Below are 17202 nucleotides of genomic sequence, written 5' to 3'. Positions count from 1 at the left end.
GTGATGCCCTGTCCGGTCAGCCGGCCGTCGGCGTCCAGTCGCCCAGCCAGTCGGCGACCTCCTGGCCCGTGGCCTGGGCGTCGGTCAGCTGCGGGCGGTCGGTGCTCGCGGCGCCCGAGCCCGCGCCCTTGTTCTGGTACTCGGCGAAGCGGTCGTCCTTCCAGGAGAAGCCGCTCATGTCGGTCCAGGGGGTGGTCCTGATCGCGGCGCTCAGGGTCGTGTTGCGGATGGTGGTCTGCGGGTCGAGGCTCGCGTCGCCGCCCGCGTGCCAGGGGCGGCCGAGGTAGAAGCTGCGGTCGGAGACGTCACCGTTCACCGTCGAGTTGGCGATCAGGATGCCCTTGCGGTTCGCGGCGGTGCTGGGGGCCGTGACATAGCCGGCCGAGGTGCCGTTCCAGCGCTTCTTCAGCGTGATGACGGACTTGTCGATCACGGCGGTGGCCCGGCCGAAGATGAAGTCGGTGTTGCCGATGACATAGGAGTTGGTGATGTAGACGCGCCCCAGCTTGTCCTTGGACGCGGTGTCCACCAGCAGGGTGTCCTGGTCGCCGCTGACGATGACGCCGTCGAGGAACACCTTGTCGGCGGAGGTGCGCAGGGCGACCGCCTGGTTGGCGATGTCCTGGTGCGCGGCCTCGTCGAAGTCGTTGGAGATGGTCAGGTTGCGGGCCTGGAAGTCGTCCCCGTCGACGGCGACCGTGGCGCTGCCGCCGGTGCCGTACGTGCCGGAGCCGTCGGGCTTCGGCGTACCGGACGCGTTGTTGTAGACGATCGTGGTGTCCTTGCGGCTGCCGCCACTGCCCTGGATGGTGACGTGCGGCTTGTTCGACGGGACCTTGACCAGCTCGCGGTACGTGCCCGGCTTGACGGAGATGACCACCCGGGAGGCGTTGTTCGCGGGTACGGCGTTCACGGCGGCCTGCACGGTCCGGTACTGGCCGGAGCCGTCAGCGGCGACGGTGAGCGTGGTCGCGGCGGCGGCCGTTGTACTTGTGGTGGTAGCGGTGGTAGCGGTGGTCGCCTTGGCCACCGAACTACGCGGCCCTACACCGGACTTGAGGAGAGCGGGCACGTCGGCGGCTTTGTCGAGCGTGTAGGTGTAGTAGGTCTTCGGGTCCCAGGCCGCGCCCGATCCCCCGCTCTCGTTCTTGCCACTGGTCCCCGCGAAGACGTTGCCGCGCTGGACGAGGGTGGCGGTGGCGTCCCGTACGACGGGGTTGGTCATGCCCTGGAAGTAGGAGTTCTCCAGCACCATGTTGGTCTTGCCGCGCGAGTAATTGCCGTACGAGGACTTGATGGTGGTCCCGGCCTCGTCCTCCAGGTAGTTGTTGTAGAGGTGCGCGTGGGCCACGTTGTCGGTGGACGGGTTGCGCTGCTCGGTCTCGCGGATCCAGTTGTGGTGGATCGTGATGTCGGCGGTGGTGTTCTCGGTCCAGCCGATGCCGAACGCCTTGTTCTCCTGGCTCAGCTTGTTCCAGGACACGGTCAGGTAGGTGGTGTCCTTGCGGCTGTCGATCAGCCCGTCGGCCATGTGCCGCAGGTCGTTGTGGTCGATCCACACGTGATGCGCGCCGTCCATCTGGATGGCGTCGAAGTCGTGCTCCTTGTCGTTCCAGATGCCCTGGTACGCGTCCCGGATGGTGAGATTCCGGATGATGACGTTGTGGACCCCGGTACCGAGGAAGAACCCACCACCGACGATGTGCCCGGAAGTTCCCGCCCCGATGATGGTCTTGTCGGAGGCGACCTTGATCTCCTTGCCGACCGGGTTCATGTTGATGGTCGCCGCGACGACGATGATGTACGGCTCGGACGCGGTCGCGTACTTCTCCAGGTCGGCGAGCGTCTTCACGGTGACGGTCTGGCCGTCCCGGCCACCGTAAGTCCCGTTCTGACCAAGGGCGTTGACCGACGCGAAGCCGTTGGCAACGTCGGTGACACCGGCGAGCGCGGAGGTCGTGGCAGCCGCGGCGGCCGCCTTGGGCTGCGCGTCCTGACCGAACACGCCGAAGACACCGCCGTAGGCCATGGCTCCGGCGGAGGTGAGGGCCAGCGGGATCCCGGCGAGCAGAGCGGTCTTGCGCCGGCGGTGACGACGAGGGGTACGGGGCTTGCTGCGGGTTTCGCTCACGGCTGCTTCCGATCAAGTGAGGGGTTAACTGGAGGGAGAACCACGTCAGTTGGCTGTCGCAGCTGAGGAAGGAAAGGTTGCCGTGCTGACGAGACGAAGATCGGGAACCGGAGGGGAAGCGGAATGATCGGGACGGTGTTCCGTACGGAGGACGTACCTGCGCCGGACAGGTTCGACTACTGGCAGGAACTGGTCGGCCGGACGCGCTCCAGCGCACTCGTCAGCGAGCACGCCGCCGACTTCTGGGCGGAGCAGCGACTGCTGGAACTGGGACCGGTGGTCGTGAGCCAGATGTCGTTCATGCCGACGCGCTACCGGCGGACCCCGAAAATGGTGCGCCAGGAGGACCCCGAGTTCTATCACCTGACCCTGCTGCTCGACGGCGGACTGGCGCTCGACCACGCCGGGCAGGCCAGCACGTTCACCTCACGTGACCTGCACCTGGCCGACAGTTCGCAGCCGTACGACGTCAGGTCGGCGGACGACCGGCAGGGCGGGATCGTCACGGGGATGGCCGTGGACTTCCCCAAGGCGCTGCTGCCCCTGCCGCCGCACCGCGTACGGGAGTTGCTGGGCCTGAACCTGCCGGGGCGCGACGGCGTCGGCGCGCTCCTGGCGGAGTTCGTCGTCGGGCTGAACCGGCAGATCGGCACGCTTCAGCCGTCCGACGCGCCCCGCCTGGGCACGGTCGTCCTCGACCTCATGTCGGCCTGGTTCGCGCAGCTGCTGGAAGCGGAGTCCGCGTTGTCGCCGGAGACCCGGGGGCGGGCCACGGCAAAGCACGTCCAGGACTTCATCCGGCAGAACCTCCACGACTCCGAACTGGCACCGCCGGTGATCGCCGCCGCCCACAACATCTCGCTCAGCTACCTGCACCGCATCTTCCAGCAGCAGACACAGGGCGAACCGGTCGCGACCTGGATCCGCCGCCGACGCCTGGAGAACGCCCACCGCGACCTCGCGAACGGCTCGCTGCGCTGCACGCCGATCCACGTCATCGCCGCCCGCTGGGGGTATCCGCGCCCGTCCGACTTCACGCGGGCTTTCCGCGCGGAGTACGGGATGTCCCCCAAGGAGTACAGGCAACAGGCGCTGTTCGAGTTCGGGCGGTAACAGGCCGGAAGTAGACGCAGCGCCAAGAAACTGTGGACCGACTGCCAACGACAACAGGGCGCCTGACCGGCATTGTTGATTCCGCAACGGGGGAAATCTCGGTCGCGAAGCGGAGCCGCTGCTCGGCTTCGCGACCGAGGAAACCCGGTATCACCACTCCGCCGGGTCCATCGGGCTCCGCCCACCCCGGCTGACCGCGATCCGCAGGACGTCCGCCTCGCACAACGCGCGGGTTCTGAGCGGATTTTCGCGAACGGTGATCTGCGGCAACGCGGTTACTCCAAGGCCTGTCGCAGGACTCTCACAGATGAACATTTATGGCCATGACCGTGTGTGACGCACGGTCGGCGGCGGAGAGGTCCTCCATCATTTCTCCGCGGTGGTGAGGGTCCGCCCGCGATGGCGGCTGTGAAAATCGCTGTCCGATTGTCGGAACGCAGTGGTAGAGATTCCGGGTGACAATGACACTCGAGTTCCCCGTTCTGCTGCGACTGATCGACGAACGGTCGACTGCCTTCCGCGCCGCGGTCGCCTCCGCGCCCAGCCTCGACGTACAGGTGCCGACCTGCCCGGAGTGGACGCTGTTCGATCTGGCGCAGCACATCGGCGAGGGGCGCCGCGACTGGGCCGCCACCGTCGCCGCAGGGCCTGCTCCGGCCAAGTCCGCAGCGGAGGGCGCCCCGGCTGCGCCTCGGGAGCGCGAGGCCCTGCTGGCCTGGTTGGCGGAGTCCACGGCGCAACTGCTGGACGCATTGCGGAAGGCCGGCCCGGATCGCGGTTGCTGGACGTGGTGGGAGACGTCGCAGTCGCCGCAGACCTCCCGTGCCGTAGCTCGGCACCAGCTCCAGCAGTTCGCGGTGCACACCTACGACGCCCAGATCACCGTGGGTGCCCCGCAGCCGCTGCCGGCCGAGGTGGCCCTCGACGGTGTCGACGAGTTCCTGTCCACCTGCGTCGCAACGACAAGTGCCTGGCCACACAAGCCCGCTGCCGTCGACTTCCACGCCTCCGAGGGCCGCTCCTGGCGCCTCTCGCTCTCCGCCGACGGCGCACGGACCGCCCGTCTCCCCGGGCCCGGCACCATATCGGCCACCGCTGCCGGCCATGACCCGGCCGCCGCCTCCGCCTCCGCCTCCGCCTCCGCCTCCGCTCGGGGCACGGCCGGCGAGCTGGTCCTCAGCCTGTACGACCGTATCCCGTTCGACTCCCTGGAGCTCGACGGCGACCGACGTCTCTTCGACCAGCTCAGCGCCTGGGACCCGGATGAGTAGGACGTGACGATGCGCCACCTCGTACGCCCTGGGGCATGCCGCTAGCGGGTCGTCCAAAGCGCCACGGCGTTCAGGACCAGGCCGAGTGAGCCGAGCTGGTCCTCCATCCCGTCCCGGTGGAGGGTCTTGGCAATCCGCCCAGGGAGCGGGCCACCCGCAGCATGTCCGGCCATGCCGTGAGAACGTTCTTCACATTGACCTTGTTGCGGGCCAGCGCCTCCAGCGGCCCGTACCCGCCCGCCGTCTCGGCGCTGCCCGTTCGCTCCGAGGGGGCCGTACCGGACATACCCTCGATGCCGGAGCGGACCCCGAAGGCGCTGCGCGAAGCCGTCGCCCGGCACGCCGGAATTCGCTGCGCTGCGAGGCGGCTGGAACCCGGTCAGTGAGCGGCGGCACCCGCATGCTCCTAAGCCGTCTCCGGCGGCGGCACCGGTGCCCCCGGCAGCCGTACGGTAGCCACCGTGCCGCCACCCGACGCGCGTGCCAACGTGACCTCGCCGCCCGCCTGTTGGACCGTGCGGGCGACGATCGACAGGCCCAGGCCGGAACCGGGCAACGCCCGTGCGCTCGGGGAGCGCCAGAAGCGGTCGAAGACGTGGGGGATCTCGTCGGCGGGGATACCGGGCCCGTGGTCGCGGACCGTGAGGACACCGGCCGCGAGCTGCACCTCGATCGTGCCGCCCTCGGGGCTGAACTTCACCGCGTTGTCCAGGATGTTGACCAACGCTCGCTCCAGGGCGGAGGGCTCCGCCCGGACGAACCAGGGCTGGATGTCCGCCGTGATCGTCAGTTCGGGGCCGCGCAGGCGGGCTCGGCGCAGGGCCGACTCCACGGTGTCCTCCAGGGAGACCACCTGGACGCGTTCGCCCCGCTGGCCCTCCGAGCGGGACAGTTCCTGCAAGTCGCCTATCAGGGCGGCCAGTTCGGTCATCTGGGCCTTCACCGAGGCGAGCAGCGCCTTGCGGTCCGCCTCGGGAATCGGGCGGCCCGTCTCCTCGCTGCGGGTCAGCAACTCGATGTTGGTGCGCAATGAAGTGAGGGGGGTGCGGAGTTCGTGGCCCGCGTCCGCGATCAACTGCTGTTGCAGCTCACGGGAGTTGGCGAGGGCTGAGGTCATCGAGTTGAAGGAGTGGGAGAGGCGGGCGATCTCGTCGTCGCTCTCCTCGTCCACGGGGATGCGGATGCTCAGGTCCTCGGTACGGGCGACGTGTTCGACGGCCTCGGTGAGCTTGTCGACCGGGCGCAGACCCGCGCGGGCCACGGCCAGGCCTGCGGCCCCGGCGCCTACGACTCCGATGCCGGAGACAAGGAGGAGCAGGAGGGCGAGGTCATTGAGTGTGGACTGGGTGTTCTTCAGGGGGAGGGCGACGAGCAGACCGGCGTTGGAGGTGGTCTGCGTGTTCGGATCTGTAATCGTGAACATGGGCAGAACGAGGACCCGTACGTCGTCGCTTTCCGAGTCGGTGCCGTTGCGGTACGTGCCCCGAGTGGTGTTCCCCTTCTTGATCAGGTCCTTGTCGCCCTGGGTGACCTTGACTGTGCCGGCGGAGTACGGAAGGACGCAGGCCTTCCCCTCCTCCGTGACCACCTCGAAGTAGGTGTTCCGGGGTCCGTTGCCGAGGTCCTGCGAGGTCTGCTGGGTGCAGTTGTTGACCGCGGACTGGGACTGATCCTGAAGCCGCGGCATGCTCAGCGACTTCTGCAGGTCCTGGTCGACCTGGTCGTACAACTTCCCCTGCACGATGAACCAGCACGTCACCGAAACCGCCGCCACCGCGAACGCCACCGCCGCCGCGACCAGCAGCGCCAGCCGGGACCGGATCGGCAGGGACCGGTACCGGCGTACCAATCTGCTCATTCCGCGCCGCCCTGGCGCAGCACATACCCCACACCCCGCACCGTGTGGACGAGGCGCGGCTCGCCGCCCGCCTCTGTCTTGCGGCGGAGGTACATGACGTACACGTCGAGGGAGTTGGAGGAGGGTTCGAAGTCGAAGCCCCAGACCGCCTTCAGGATCTGCTCACGGGTGAGGACCTGGCGAGGGTGGGCCAGGAACATCTCCAGGAGGGTGAACTCCGTGCGGGTCAGTTCCACCGCCCGGCTGCCGCGGGTCACCTCGCGCGTCGCGAGGTCCATGCGCAGGTCGGCGAAGGTCAGGGCCTCGTCCTCCGGGAGGCTGCCCGCCACCGCGGCTGCCGCGAAGGAGCTGCGGCGCAGCAGGGCTCGTACCCGGGCGAAGAGTTCGTCCAGCTCGAAGGGCTTGACCAGGTAGTCGTCCGCGCCCGCGTCCAGGCCCGTCACCCGGTCGCCGACCGTGTCCCGGGCCGTCAGCATCAGGATGGGCGTGGTCGTGCCGGCTCCGCGCATACGTCGGGCCGCCGTCAGGCCGTCCATCCTCGGCATCTGGATGTCCAGGACGACCAGGTCGGGCTGGTACGCGGTCGCCTTCTCCAGGGCGTCCGCGCCGTCGACCGCGACCTCCGTGTCGTATCCCTCGAAGGCGAGGCTGCGCTGGAGTGCTTCGCGCACTGCCGGCTCGTCGTCGACGATCAGGATGCGCTGGATGTCGCGGTCGCCTTCGGCGGGGCTCATGGTCGTGGATTCCTCGGGTGCGGTGCGGGGGGACGTGCCGGGCTTCTTCAGCCTCGCACGTTTCCGGTCTGCTGCGGCGAAAAAGGATCAGCGGTGGAAGGGATCAGCTGAGTGCGGGACGGCGACTGCGTGTCGTTGCCCTGCGGGTGGCCGTCGTACGCGTGACCGTCGCGACCTCCGGGGGCCTGGTCGTCGCCGTCGGCGGGTGCAGGGCGTTGGCCACGCCGAGGGCGAGGTCCAGGGCGGCCGGGCCCGTGTCCGCCGTACCGACGGTCAGCTTGTGCGAAACCTGCTTGATCATGACGTACCCCTGTCTCTGTTTCTCGTGCGTCAGGTGGTGGAGCCCGAGCGCAGCGTCGCCAGGTCGGACTTGACGGTGTTGATCGGGATGGCGAAGCCGAGACCCGCGCTGCCCGCGTCCGACGAGGACGAACTCGCCGAGTACATCGCGGAGTTGATGCCGACGATGTTGCCGTTCATGTCGATGAGCGCGCCGCCGGAGTTGCCGGGGTTGAGGGACGCGTCCGTCTGGAGGGCCTTGTACGTCGTCGTGGACGAGCCGGTGTCGCCGTTGAACTCCTGGCCGCCGAACTCGAACGGCCACCCGCCGCCGCTGCCACCGCCCTGCTGTTGCTGCTGGCCCTGGCCCTCCTCCGTGGCGACGGTGACGTCACGGTTGAGGGCGGACACGATGCCGCTGGTGACCGTGCCGGTCAGGCCCTCGGGGGAGCCGATGGCCACGACCTGGTCGCCGACCTGGACGCCGGCGGAGTCGCCGAGGGTCGCCGTCTTCAGACCGGAGGCGTTGTCCAGCTTGATGAGGGCCAGGTCCTTCTTGCTGTCGGCGCCGACGACCTTCGCGGTGTACGTCTTGCCGTCGCTCGTCGACACCTTGATCGACGAGGCGCCGGAGATGACGTGGTTGTTGGTGATGATCTCGCCGTCGGTCGTGATGATCACGCCGGAACCGGTCGACGAACCGGCGTTCGAGGTCGCGTTGATCTCGACGATGCTCGGGCTGACCGCCGAGGCGACCCCGGCGACCGTGCCCTTGGCGCTCGACGGCACCACGTTGGTGCTGGTGCTGCTGGAGGTGACGGCGGAGTCCGAGTTGGTCAGCTCCTGGATGCCGTACGCCGTGCCGCCGCCTATCGCCGCGGCGACGATCGCCACGGCGGCGAGGAGGGCGAAGGGGCCCTTGGCGCGCTTCCTGCGCCCGGCGGGGGGCGTACTCTCCGGGGCCGGAGCCTCCGCGGGGAGGGTGGCGGTGGCCGCGGGAGCGGCTGCGGGCTGCTCGTACGTGGCCTGCGTGGTCTGGTACGCGGGCTGCTGGACCGTCGGCGGCTGGTACGCCGGCGGGGGCGGCCACTCCGGGTTCACGGGGGAGCTCTGGGTGGAGGACTCGTAGGAGTTCTCGGGGGAGTTCTCGTACTCGCCGCTGCGGCGGAAGCTCTCGGTCATGGAACAGAGCTTGGCGCCCCAGCATGAGAGCTGGCTGAGTGCTCCCTGAGAAGCCCGGCAGAAGCTCGTACGCCCGATATAAAGACGTGCGGGCCCCGTACAAAGACGTGCGGGCCCCGCAGTACCGGCTCCTACTCGCAGCCGCAGGAACGCCGAGTCACCAACCGCGACGGGAACTGCTTCAGCCGTTCGCGGCGCGCGCCCGCCACCCGTACCCCGTCGTCGAGGACCAGGTCGACGGCCGCGCGGGCCATGCCCGGGCGGTCGGAGGCGACGGTGGTGAGGGGCGGGTCCGCCAGGGCCGCTTCCTTGATGTCGTCGAAGCCGGCCACCGCCAGCTCGCCGGGCACGTCGATACGCAGTTCGCGCGCCGCGCGCAGCAGGCCGATCGCCTGGTCGTCGGTGGAGCAGAAGACGGCCGGGGGGCGGGTGGCCGGGTCGGCGAGGATTTCCAGGGCGGCCTTGTAGGCGTCGTACCGGTTGTAGAGGACCTCGAAGAGACGGCCCTCGGTGGAGATGCCGGCCTCGTCCATCGCGCGCCGCCAGCCCTGGACGTGGTCGGAGACCGGGTCGCCGACCGCCGGGGTCTCGGCGATGCCGCCGATACAGGCCACGTACTCGTAGCCGTGCTCCAGCAGGTGGCGGACGGCGAGGTAGGCGCCGCCGAGGTCGTCCGTGACGACGGCGACGTCGTCTATCGCCTCGGGGCGCTCGTGGAGGAGGACGACCCGGGCGTCCCAGGCCTCGATCTCCGCCGCCGCGTTGTCGTTGAGGGCGTGGCTGACCAGGATCAGCCCGGAGACCCGCATACCGAGGAAGGCCCGCAGATAGTGGACCTCGCGCTCGGCGATGTAGTCGGAGTTGCCGACCAGCACCATTTTTCCGCGCTCGGACGCGGCCTGTTCGACCGCGTGCGCCATCTCCCCGAAGAAGGGCTGGCGCGCGTCCGGCACGATCAGGCCTATGAGGTCCGTGCGCCGCGACGCCATCGCCTGGGCGACTCGGTCGGGCCGGTAACTCAGTTCCTTGATAGCGGCGAGGACACGCTCGCGCGTGGCCGGGGCAACCGGCCGGGGTCCGTTGTTGATGACATAGCTGACGACGGCGGTGGAGGTCCCCGCCAGTCGAGCTACGTCATCCCTAGTCACCTTGGCCACGCGCGGAGTCTACGCGGATGGACCCGCTCTGGGCAGGGCGTAAGGCGTTCGTTCTACCCGCCCGGAGCGTGGACCATGCCGTGCGCCGTCACCCGGCTACCGCCGGTCACGCCTCGGCGGTGACCTCGGAGGACTCCGCGACGGCGTCCAGGGCCGCCGTATCGCCCGTAACGCCCGCATCGTCCGACTTCGCGAGGGCGGCCTTGGCCTTCGCCTCGTCGGTCGCGCGCTCGCCCTTCTCCGGCGTAACGAATCGATAACCGACGTTCCGGACGGTCCCGATCAGCGACTCGTGCTCGGGGCCGAGCTTCGCGCGCAGCCGACGTACGTGCACGTCGACCGTACGGGTGCCACCGAAGTAGTCGTAGCCCCAGACCTCCTGGAGGAGCTGCGCGCGCGTGAAGACGCGGCCCGGGTGCTGGGCGAGGTACTTCAGGAGCTCGAACTCCTTGAAGGTGAGGTCGAGGACCCGGCCCTTCAGCTTCGCGCTGTACGTCGCCTCGTCGACCGAGAGGTCGCCGTTGCGGATCTCCATGGGGGAGTCGTCGTTGACGATCTGCTGCCGGCCCATGGCCAGGCGGAGACGAGCCTCCACCTCCGCCGGACCGGCGGTGTCCAGCAGAACGTCGTCGATACCCCAGTCGGCGGTGACGGCCGCGAGGCCGCCCTCGGTGACGACGAGGATGAGAGGACAGCCGGGCCCGGTGGAGCGAAGGAGCTGGCACAGGCTGCGCACCTGAGGCAGATCGCGTCGGCCGTCGATCAGGATGACGTCGGCACCTGGGGTGTCGACGAGAGCGGGTCCCTCAGCCGGAGCCACGCGCACGTTGTGCAGCAGCAGGCCGAGAGCGGGGAGTACCTCCGTCGACGGCTGGAGGGCATTGGTCAGGAGGAGAAGTGAACTCATCGCGTCCCACCTACCCGGATAGTTGTCGCCATACGGTCGTGCACGGTTCGCTCGCCCATAACGTCTGGTTCCTCCTCGGTCCCTGCGAGGACGTTTGCGGCACTGCTGTGCGATCTATGTGCTGTACACCTGCGGTTTCTGGAGCGTTCCGCTCGTATCCCGCTTCGTATACAGCGCCGCCGAAAGCACAAAAGGACTCGGGGGCTGCGCTGCCCGAGTCCTCTGCCAAGCAGAATAGCCCACATGTGCACTGGTCCGGCAGGTGATGTGACGCGATCTTTCGTCGTCCCGAACTCTGAGACGGCCGGTCGCACCCCTCTGAGGAGGTTTCTGACCACCGACGACGGGGTGACGATCGATGCCGTATACGAGCCGGGAGGCGTTGTATACGACGCCTCGGCGCCACCTTCCGATCATCTGGCGTTCGTCGTCGCGCACGGTTTTACGGGGGATGTGGACCGGCCGCACGTTCGACGGGTGGCGGAGGCGTTCGCGCAGTACGGGGCCGTGCTGACGTTCTCCTTCCGGGGGCACGGGGCGTCGGGCGGACGCTCGACGGTCGGCGACCGGGAGGTCCTCGATCTGGCCGCCGCGGTCCGCTGGGCACGTGACCTCGGGCACACCCGGGTCGCCACGGTCGGCTTCTCGATGGGTGGCTCGGTGGTCCTGCGGCACGCGGCCCTTTACGGACCGCAGCGCGGGGGGCGCACGGGGGCGGCGTCGGACGTGGTGGTTTCGGTGAGTGCGCCGGCCCGTTGGTACTACCGGGGTACGGCCCCCATGCGGCGCGTGCACTGGCTGATCACCCGTCCCGAGGGCCGCCTGGTGGGCCGCTACGGACTCCGGACGCGGATCCACCACCGGGACTGGGACCCGGTGCCGCTGTCTCCGGTGGAGGCTGTACCGCGGATAGCACCGACCCCGCTGCTGATCGTGCACGGCGACCGGGACGGCTACTTCCCGGTGGACCATCCCCGAATGCTCGCGGCAGCGGCCGGCGACGCGGGCGAACTGTGGCTGGAGCCGGGGATGGGGCATGCGGAGCATGCGGCGGGCGATGAGCTGTTGCGCCGTATCGGGGACTGGGCTGTCGCACGCGCGGGCTAGCCTGGGCGGTGTCACAGCCGATCGATCGAGGAAGCAGAGAACAGGCAGATGCCAAAGGTCACGGTGCGCTACTGGGCCGCCGCGAAGGCCGCGGCCGGGGTCGCCGAGGAGCCGTACGACGCGGCCACCCTCGCGGAGGCGCTCGACGAGGTCCGCGAGCGACACCCCGGCGAACTCGTCCGCGTCCTGCGCCGATGCTCGTTCCTCATCGACGGTGACCCCGTGGGCACCCGCGAACATGAGACGGTACGGCTGGCCGAGGGCGGCACGGTCGAGGTGCTCCCGCCGTTCGCAGGAGGGTGAGCGCAGCGCTATGAGCAACCAGCAGCCGTATGGGCAGCAGGACGACGGGCAGTACGACGGGCAGTACGGCGATTCGTACCAGAACCAGAGCCAGAACCAGGACCAGGGGTACGACCCGTATCAGCAACAGCAACAGCAGCCGCAGGCCCAGGCCTGGCCCGGGCAGCAGCAGGCGTACGACGACGCGCAGGCCCAGCAGTACACGCAGCAGTGGCAGGGGCAGACCTGGGAGACGCAGATGCAGGCCCCGGTGACGACGCCTCCGGCGGCCCCGGCGGCTCCTGCCGCGGTGGCGGAGGCGCCGGGGACTCCGTACCTGCCGTCGCAGGGGCACGAGGCCGGTGCGGCGGACGCCGGGTACGGGCCCGCCACGGTCGCCGGCAACGCTCGTATCACCGATGCGCAGCGGGCCAGGCTCGAGGGACGTTCGCCGATCATCGAGCCCGGGCTGCAGCCCGCCGCCCTCACGGCGGTGCTGGGGCTGCTCATGTCCGGTACGGCGGCCATCGGCTCGTACGCGCTGGTCGTGCCGCTGGTGATCCTGCAGGCGGTCACGGCGGCCGGCTGGTTCCGGCTGAACGGTATGTGGCCCGCCCGGCAGGGCATCGCCCTCGCCTTCGCGGGCGCGCTGACGGCGGACGTCGCGCTGCTGGCGGCGGGGCGCGAGAACGCGCCGGCGGCGATCCTGGGGACGCTCGGGGTCTGGGTGCTGCTGACCCTGGTCCTGCAACTCCGGTCCCACGCGGACCCGGACACCCGGATGTACGGGCTGATGGCGACGATCGCCTCGGCGGCGCTGGCGATCATCGCGGCGGGGCACCTCGCGGCGGATCCGGACGCGGTGACCGTCGGGGCGGCCGCGGTCGCCGTGGCCGTTCTCGCCCGCGCGTTGCCGTTGCCGACGGCGGCGTCGGTGGGGGTTGCCCTGCTGGCGGCTGCGGGGGCCGGGATCGCGGTCGGGGGGATGACGGAGCTGGGGAGCGAGGGCGCGTTGCTGGGGGTGGCGGCGGGGGTCTGTGCGCTCGTCGGGCACCGGGTGGCGAGCTACGACTACCCGTCGAGGTTCGTGCACTTCACGGCGGGGGTGGCGTTGCCGTTGGCGGCGGCTGCACCGGCGGTGTATCTGGTGGGGCGGGCGTTGGTCTGAGGGGTGTGTTTCCCACCTGCCCCCTCGGCGCCGGCCCGCACTTTCAGCCCGTCTGGGGGTCCCCCCTCTGGGGGAGTTTGAGGACGAGGCCCGTTCAGGGCCGTTGGGGGGTCTGGGGGCGCAGCCCCCAGGAATTGGATGGGACGGGTAGGGGCGGCGGGGGCGAGAAACCGCCCGGCCTGTCACAAGCGATCTACAACCACACCCACCCCACCCCTGGCGGAGCCACCCCCCAGGTACCGTCGCGAACATGCGTGCACTCCGAATACTCCTCATCGTCGCCGTGATCCTCGGCGGACTCTTCGTGATCGCCGACCGCGTCGCCGTCGGATTCGCGGAGGACGAGGTCGCGGACCGCCTCAGGACCAGCGAGGGTCTGGCCACCACCCCGGACGTGTCGATCAACGGCTTCCCCTTCCTCACCCAGGTCGCCGGCGGCGAACTGGACGACGTCAAGGTCGGCATCAAGGACTACGAGGCCGCCACCGGAACCTCGGGCCAGAACATCCGCATCGACGACCTGAACGCCCAGATGCGCGACGTCGAGTTCACCGGCGACTACAGCTCCGCCACCGCGGCCACCGCCACCGGCAGCGCGACCATCACGTACGCCGAGCTGCTGAAGGCGGCCAAGTCGACCGAGTCGGGGCCCGTGGAAGTGATCCCGGGTGTGACCGCCACGGTCGTGGGCCTGTCGGACGGCGGCAACGGCAAGATCAAGGTCGAGGTCGAGGCAACGGTGGCCGGCAAGAAGCTGGCGCAGCCGGTGTCCGTCCTCAGTACGGTCACGGTCGACGGCGACACGGTGAAGGTGAAGGCGGACTCCCTGCCCAACCTGGGCATCGACCTCGCCGACGGCAGGATGCGCGCGGTGACGGACTTCGAACAGAAGATCGAGGGCCTGCCCGGCGGCATCAAGCTGGACTCGGTCGAGGCGGCGAAGACCGGTGTGGACATCACGGTGAAGGGTTCGAACGTCAGCCTGGCGGGGTAGGACGCGTCAGGGCCGAGACCGCGCGCAGGGCCCAAGCCTCAACCCCAGAGCCCAAGCGTAGAGGCCGAGCCCAGCCCGGGCGTCCAACTGGCGAGACGCTTCCGTCCGTACCGCAGATGTGACGACGGACGCACCCCCCACCCTCCTCGCCCGCACCCCGCCAATATCCGCCTCACCCCCTCCCGCGTCCCACATTGTGGACGATCGCATCTCATCATGCGACACGCCGGTGACATCCCCGGCAATCCGTCCCTACGATCGACGCTATGCAGCGACAGGCGGACCTCACGAAGCGGCGGGCAGTAGACCTGTGCCGCGTCGCCGCCATGCTCTGTCGCCCTTTCTGAGCGGGAGCGCGCGGCGTCCAGCAGCGCATCCCTCCCGCGTCCCCCGGCGCCCTGTCCCAGGGCCCTCGTGCGCGCGTCGCAGCAGGCCTGACCGCACACGACCGGGTACGACCGACACGTACGTACCCCTCTGCTTACGCACCACCCCGCCGCAACTGCCCCGGAGGAGAAACAGCATGAGCCGCAGCGACGTCCTGGTCGATGCCGACTGGGTCGAGGCCAACCTCGACAATGCCGACATCGCCATCGTCGAGGTGGACGAGGACACGTCCGCCTACGAGAAGAACCACATCCGCAACGCCATCCGGATCGACTGGACCAAGGATCTTCAGGACCCGGTCCGCCGCGACTTCATCGACGAGGAGGGCTTCGAGAAGCTCCTCTCGGCGAAGGGCATCGGCAACGACACCCTCGTGGTCCTCTACGGCGGCAACAACAACTGGTTCGCCTCGTACGCCTACTGGTACTTCAAGCTGTACGGCCACGACAGCGTCAAGCTGCTCGACGGCGGCCGCAAGAAGTGGGAATTGGACGCCCGCGAGCTGGTCGAGGAGGTCCCCGAGCGGGCCGCCACCGACTACAAGGCCAAGCCGCAGAACAAGTCGATCCGCGCCTTCCGCGACGACGTCGTGGCGGCCATCGGCTCGCAGAACCTGGTCGACGTCCGCTCGCCCGACGAGTTCAGCGGCAAGCTGCTCGCCCCCGCCCACCTCCCGCAGGAGCAGTCGCAGCGCCCGGGCCACGTCCCGTCCGCCCGCAACATCCCGTGGTCGAAGAACGCCAACGACGACGGCACCTTCAAGTCGGACGACGAGCTCAAGGAGCTCTACGCCGACGAGCAGGTCGACCTCGCCAAGGACACCATCGCGTACTGCCGTATCGGTGAGCGTTCCGCGCTCACCTGGTTCGTCCTGCACGAGCTGCTCGGCGTGGAGAACGTCAAGAACTACGACGGCTCCTGGACCGAGTACGGCTCCCTGGTCGGCGTTCCGATCGAGCTCGGCGCCAACAAGTAAGCGACTCCCCCGTTCACCCCGACCGGCCTTCCTTCCGTCCGGTCAGACCTCTTGATGGAGAAAGACATGTGTGGAGCGAAGGCCGGCGGCCCGGACGCCTCGACGATCAAGCCCGGTGAGACCACGATCCAGGGTCAGGTGACCCGCGACGGCGAGCCGGTGGTCGGATACGTCCGCCTCCTCGACTCGACCGGCGAGTTCACCGCCGAGGTCCCGACCTCGGCGACCGGACAGTTCCGCTTCTACGCGGCCGAGGGCACCTGGACCGTCCGTGCCCTCGTCCCGGGCGGCACGGCGGACCGTACGGTCGTCGCCCAGACGGGCGGCCTCTCGGAGGTCGCGATCGCCGTCTGACGGCAACAGCAGCACGACGATGGGCCGCACCCTCAGGGGCGCGGCCCATCGCCGTGTACGGGCCTACCCTGGACGTATGTACGCGCGACGGCGCCACGCCTACTTCGCCATGATGGGAACGTGCATCGGACTCTTCGTCCTCGCCTGCGCGGTCGTACGCCTCTGGTCGGTGCCGGTGGCGGTCGGTATGTGTGTGGTGGCGATGGTGATCCCGCCCCTGGCGGCGATGGTCGCCAACCGCCGGGGCCCGGACGACCGCTGGTGGGACGACCCGTCCGGCGACCCGAAGTCCGACGAGTGGTGGGACGAGCTGGACGGCAAGAGACGGCGGCAGCAGTAGCCGGGATCAGCAGCCGGGAAGGGGACCTGTGGGGCGTACGAGAGTGTCCACCGTCGTGCTCGACGCGCATGACGCGCACGAACTGGCCGGCTTCTACCGCCGCCTCCTCGGCTACGAGATCCGCCGCGAGGAACCCGACTGGGTCCTGATCGGCCCGCCACCCGGCACCGAGGGCGTCTCCCTCGCCTTCGAGACGGAGCGCGCGTATGTCCCGCCGGTCTGGCCCGGCCGCGACCCCGGCGACCAGCAGATGATGCTCCACCTGGACATCGAGGTCGACGACCTCGCCGCCGAAACCGAGCGGGCCGTGGCAGAGGGCGCGAGACTCGCCGAGTACCAGCCCCAGGACGACGTACGAGTCCTGCTGGACCCGGCGGGCCACCCGTTCTGTCTGTGGGTGGAGACGCCGGAGTAGGACGGCGGCTCAGTAGACGAGCGCCTGTGTCCCGTCCGCCATCGCCTCCTGGACGAAGACCTGCGCGCCCGCGATCCGTACGCCCTCGATGACGTCCTTCTCGGTGATGTCCCGCCGGGCCGCGCACTGGGTGCAGAGGGTGAGACGCCCGGCCGAGAGGACCGAGTCGATCAGGTCGGGCAGCGGCGCGGCGTGCGGCAGCTCGAACTCGGCGGCCCGCCCCGGCAGCGCGAACCACGCCGACTCCCCGGTCAGCCACAGGGACACCTCGACCCCACTGGCCACGGCCACCGCCGCGACAGTGAACGCCTGAGAGCAGCGCTCGGGGGCGTCGGCCCCCGCCGTCACCTTGATCACGAGCTTCTTCGCCATGGCCGCATGGTAGGCCGGTCCGACTCGGGGCGCCGCCCTGGCCGAGTGAGCCGGGCCCGGGCCGCGTAAGCTGGGCCCGGCTCTTGTGCACACAACCGATCGTCCGAGGAGCACCCCGTGCTTGAGGCATTCTTCGAAGCCCTGCTGGTTCTGGTCGCCGTCGGCGTTCTCGCCT

19 protein-coding genes and 1 pseudogene are annotated in these 17202 nt (G+C 69.5%); 11 read left to right on the top strand and 9 right to left on the bottom strand.

Going from position 1 to position 17202, the window contains the following annotated elements; genetic code table 11:
- Positions 1 to 16 precede the first annotated feature (16 nt).
- Complete coding sequence (locus OG734_RS21630; protein ID WP_330289175.1) at positions 17 to 2131, bottom strand: pectinesterase family protein; 2115 nt, start codon at positions 2129 to 2131, stop codon at positions 17 to 19.
- Positions 2132 to 2254: 123 nt separating this feature from the next.
- On the opposite strand from OG734_RS21630, the gene OG734_RS21625 reads away from it, so the two are divergent.
- Together OG734_RS21625 and OG734_RS21620 are read left to right on the top strand one after the other, a co-directional pair.
- Entirely contained in the window at positions 2255 to 3244 is a 990-nt protein-coding gene (locus OG734_RS21625) for a helix-turn-helix transcriptional regulator (RefSeq protein ID WP_330289174.1), read from the top strand.
- Between the two features lie 455 nt (positions 3245 to 3699).
- Complete coding sequence (locus OG734_RS21620) at positions 3700 to 4515, top strand: maleylpyruvate isomerase family mycothiol-dependent enzyme (RefSeq protein ID WP_443064890.1); 816 nt, start codon at positions 3700 to 3702, stop codon at positions 4513 to 4515.
- A 44-nt stretch (positions 4516 to 4559) separates the two neighbouring features.
- On the opposite strand, the pseudogene OG734_RS21615 reads toward OG734_RS21620, so the two are convergent.
- The 7 genes and pseudogenes from OG734_RS21615 to OG734_RS21585 all read right to left on the bottom strand — a co-directional run.
- Positions 4560 to 4777 (bottom strand): annotated as a pseudogene (locus tag OG734_RS21615) (hypothetical protein); the annotation flags it as partial.
- A 144-nt stretch (positions 4778 to 4921) separates the two neighbouring features.
- Positions 4922 to 6373, bottom strand: a complete 1452-nt coding sequence (locus OG734_RS21610) for a HAMP domain-containing sensor histidine kinase (protein WP_330289172.1) — start codon at positions 6371 to 6373, stop codon at positions 4922 to 4924.
- Positions 6370 to 7107 (bottom strand): response regulator transcription factor, encoded by a 738-nt coding sequence (locus OG734_RS21605; protein WP_330289171.1) that lies wholly within the window; start codon positions 7105 to 7107, stop codon positions 6370 to 6372. The genes OG734_RS21610 and OG734_RS21605 overlap by 4 nt, the downstream gene beginning before the upstream one ends.
- Positions 7108 to 7210: 103 nt before the next feature.
- Positions 7211 to 7408, bottom strand: coding sequence for a hypothetical protein (locus tag OG734_RS21600; RefSeq protein WP_330289170.1), 198 nt, complete (start codon positions 7406 to 7408; stop codon positions 7211 to 7213).
- A 29-nt stretch (positions 7409 to 7437) separates the two neighbouring features.
- A complete protein-coding gene (locus tag OG734_RS21595) occupies positions 7438 to 8568 on the bottom strand; it encodes a S1C family serine protease (protein ID WP_330289169.1) in 1131 nt (376 codons plus the stop codon).
- Between the two features lie 131 nt (positions 8569 to 8699).
- Positions 8700 to 9725, bottom strand: coding sequence for a LacI family DNA-binding transcriptional regulator (locus OG734_RS21590; protein ID WP_330289168.1), 1026 nt, complete (start codon positions 9723 to 9725; stop codon positions 8700 to 8702).
- Positions 9726 to 9831: 106 nt separating this feature from the next.
- Positions 9832 to 10632: a response regulator transcription factor gene (locus OG734_RS21585; protein ID WP_330289167.1), complete on the bottom strand. Its 801-nt coding sequence runs from the start codon at positions 10630 to 10632 to the stop codon at positions 9832 to 9834.
- Positions 10633 to 10875: 243 nt separating this feature from the next.
- On the opposite strand from OG734_RS21585, the gene OG734_RS21580 reads away from it, so the two are divergent.
- The 9 genes from OG734_RS21580 to OG734_RS21545 all read left to right on the top strand — a co-directional run bounded on the left by OG734_RS21580 (position 10876) and on the right by OG734_RS21545 (position 16655).
- Positions 10876 to 11739, top strand: coding sequence for an alpha/beta hydrolase (locus OG734_RS21580; RefSeq protein ID WP_330289166.1), 864 nt, complete (start codon positions 10876 to 10878; stop codon positions 11737 to 11739).
- A gap of 48 nt (positions 11740 to 11787) precedes the next feature.
- Positions 11788 to 12042, top strand: coding sequence for a MoaD/ThiS family protein (locus tag OG734_RS21575; protein ID WP_235477113.1), 255 nt, complete (start codon positions 11788 to 11790; stop codon positions 12040 to 12042).
- Positions 12043 to 12052: 10 nt separating this feature from the next.
- Complete coding sequence (locus OG734_RS21570) at positions 12053 to 13189, top strand: hypothetical protein (protein WP_330289165.1); 1137 nt, start codon at positions 12053 to 12055, stop codon at positions 13187 to 13189.
- Positions 13190 to 13439: 250 nt separating this feature from the next.
- A complete protein-coding gene (locus tag OG734_RS21565) occupies positions 13440 to 14183 on the top strand; it encodes an LmeA family phospholipid-binding protein (RefSeq protein ID WP_330289164.1) in 744 nt (247 codons plus the stop codon).
- A gap of 266 nt (positions 14184 to 14449) precedes the next feature.
- Positions 14450 to 14530, top strand: a complete 81-nt coding sequence (locus OG734_RS47980) for an Ms5788A family Cys-rich leader peptide (protein WP_351335063.1) — start codon at positions 14450 to 14452, stop codon at positions 14528 to 14530.
- Positions 14531 to 14706: 176 nt separating this feature from the next.
- Positions 14707 to 15546 carry a sulfurtransferase gene (locus OG734_RS21560; RefSeq protein ID WP_330289163.1) on the top strand — a complete coding sequence of 280 codons (840 nt, stop codon included), beginning with the start codon at positions 14707 to 14709 and terminating at the stop codon, positions 15544 to 15546.
- A 66-nt stretch (positions 15547 to 15612) separates the two neighbouring features.
- Entirely contained in the window at positions 15613 to 15900 is a 288-nt protein-coding gene (locus tag OG734_RS21555) for a DUF1416 domain-containing protein (RefSeq protein WP_055524959.1), read from the top strand.
- Between the two features lie 76 nt (positions 15901 to 15976).
- Entirely contained in the window at positions 15977 to 16240 is a 264-nt protein-coding gene (locus tag OG734_RS21550; protein ID WP_330289162.1) for a DUF3099 domain-containing protein, read from the top strand.
- A gap of 28 nt (positions 16241 to 16268) precedes the next feature.
- Complete coding sequence (locus tag OG734_RS21545) at positions 16269 to 16655, top strand: VOC family protein (protein WP_330289161.1); 387 nt, start codon at positions 16269 to 16271, stop codon at positions 16653 to 16655.
- 9 nt (positions 16656 to 16664) lie between these two features.
- Here OG734_RS21545 and OG734_RS21540 read toward each other — a convergent pair whose 3' ends face one another.
- Positions 16665 to 17027, bottom strand: coding sequence for a DsrE family protein (locus OG734_RS21540; RefSeq protein ID WP_330289160.1), 363 nt, complete (start codon positions 17025 to 17027; stop codon positions 16665 to 16667).
- Between the last annotated feature and the right edge of the window lie 175 nt (positions 17028 to 17202).

The sequence above is a fragment of the Streptomyces sp. NBC_00576 genome, from assembly GCF_036345175.1.
In the GTDB taxonomy this organism is placed as follows: Bacteria; Actinomycetota; Actinomycetes; order Streptomycetales; family Streptomycetaceae; genus Streptomyces.
The sequence above is the reverse complement of the archived record's forward strand: the minus strand, read 5'-3'. Positions and strand labels throughout refer to the sequence as shown.

Bases quoted from the DNA above. Each gene is read 5' to 3' on its own strand.
- OG734_RS21625 (WP_330289174.1), top strand. From the start codon at position 2,255: ATGATCGGGACGGTGTTCCGTACGGAGGACGTACCTGCGCCGGACAGG.
- OG734_RS21610 (WP_330289172.1), bottom strand. From the start codon at position 6,373: ATGAGCAGATTGGTACGCCGGTACCGGTCCCTGCCGATCCGGTCCCGG.
- OG734_RS21605 (WP_330289171.1), bottom strand. From the start codon at position 7,107: ATGAGCCCCGCCGAAGGCGACCGCGACATCCAGCGCATCCTGATCGTC.
- OG734_RS21600 (WP_330289170.1), bottom strand. From the start codon at position 7,408: ATGATCAAGCAGGTTTCGCACAAGCTGACCGTCGGTACGGCGGACACG.
- OG734_RS21595 (WP_330289169.1), bottom strand. From the start codon at position 8,568: ATGACCGAGAGCTTCCGCCGCAGCGGCGAGTACGAGAACTCCCCCGAG.
- OG734_RS21585 (WP_330289167.1), bottom strand. From the start codon at position 10,632: ATGAGTTCACTTCTCCTCCTGACCAATGCCCTCCAGCCGTCGACGGAG.
- OG734_RS21580 (WP_330289166.1), top strand. From the start codon at position 10,876: ATGTGCACTGGTCCGGCAGGTGATGTGACGCGATCTTTCGTCGTCCCG.
- OG734_RS21575 (WP_235477113.1), top strand. From the start codon at position 11,788: ATGCCAAAGGTCACGGTGCGCTACTGGGCCGCCGCGAAGGCCGCGGCC.
- OG734_RS21570 (WP_330289165.1), top strand. From the start codon at position 12,053: ATGAGCAACCAGCAGCCGTATGGGCAGCAGGACGACGGGCAGTACGAC.
- OG734_RS21565 (WP_330289164.1), top strand. From the start codon at position 13,440: ATGCGTGCACTCCGAATACTCCTCATCGTCGCCGTGATCCTCGGCGGA.
- OG734_RS47980 (WP_351335063.1), top strand. From the start codon at position 14,450: ATGCAGCGACAGGCGGACCTCACGAAGCGGCGGGCAGTAGACCTGTGC.
- OG734_RS21560 (WP_330289163.1), top strand. From the start codon at position 14,707: ATGAGCCGCAGCGACGTCCTGGTCGATGCCGACTGGGTCGAGGCCAAC.
- OG734_RS21555 (WP_055524959.1), top strand. From the start codon at position 15,613: ATGTGTGGAGCGAAGGCCGGCGGCCCGGACGCCTCGACGATCAAGCCC.
- OG734_RS21550 (WP_330289162.1), top strand. From the start codon at position 15,977: ATGTACGCGCGACGGCGCCACGCCTACTTCGCCATGATGGGAACGTGC.
- OG734_RS21540 (WP_330289160.1), bottom strand. From the start codon at position 17,027: ATGGCGAAGAAGCTCGTGATCAAGGTGACGGCGGGGGCCGACGCCCCC.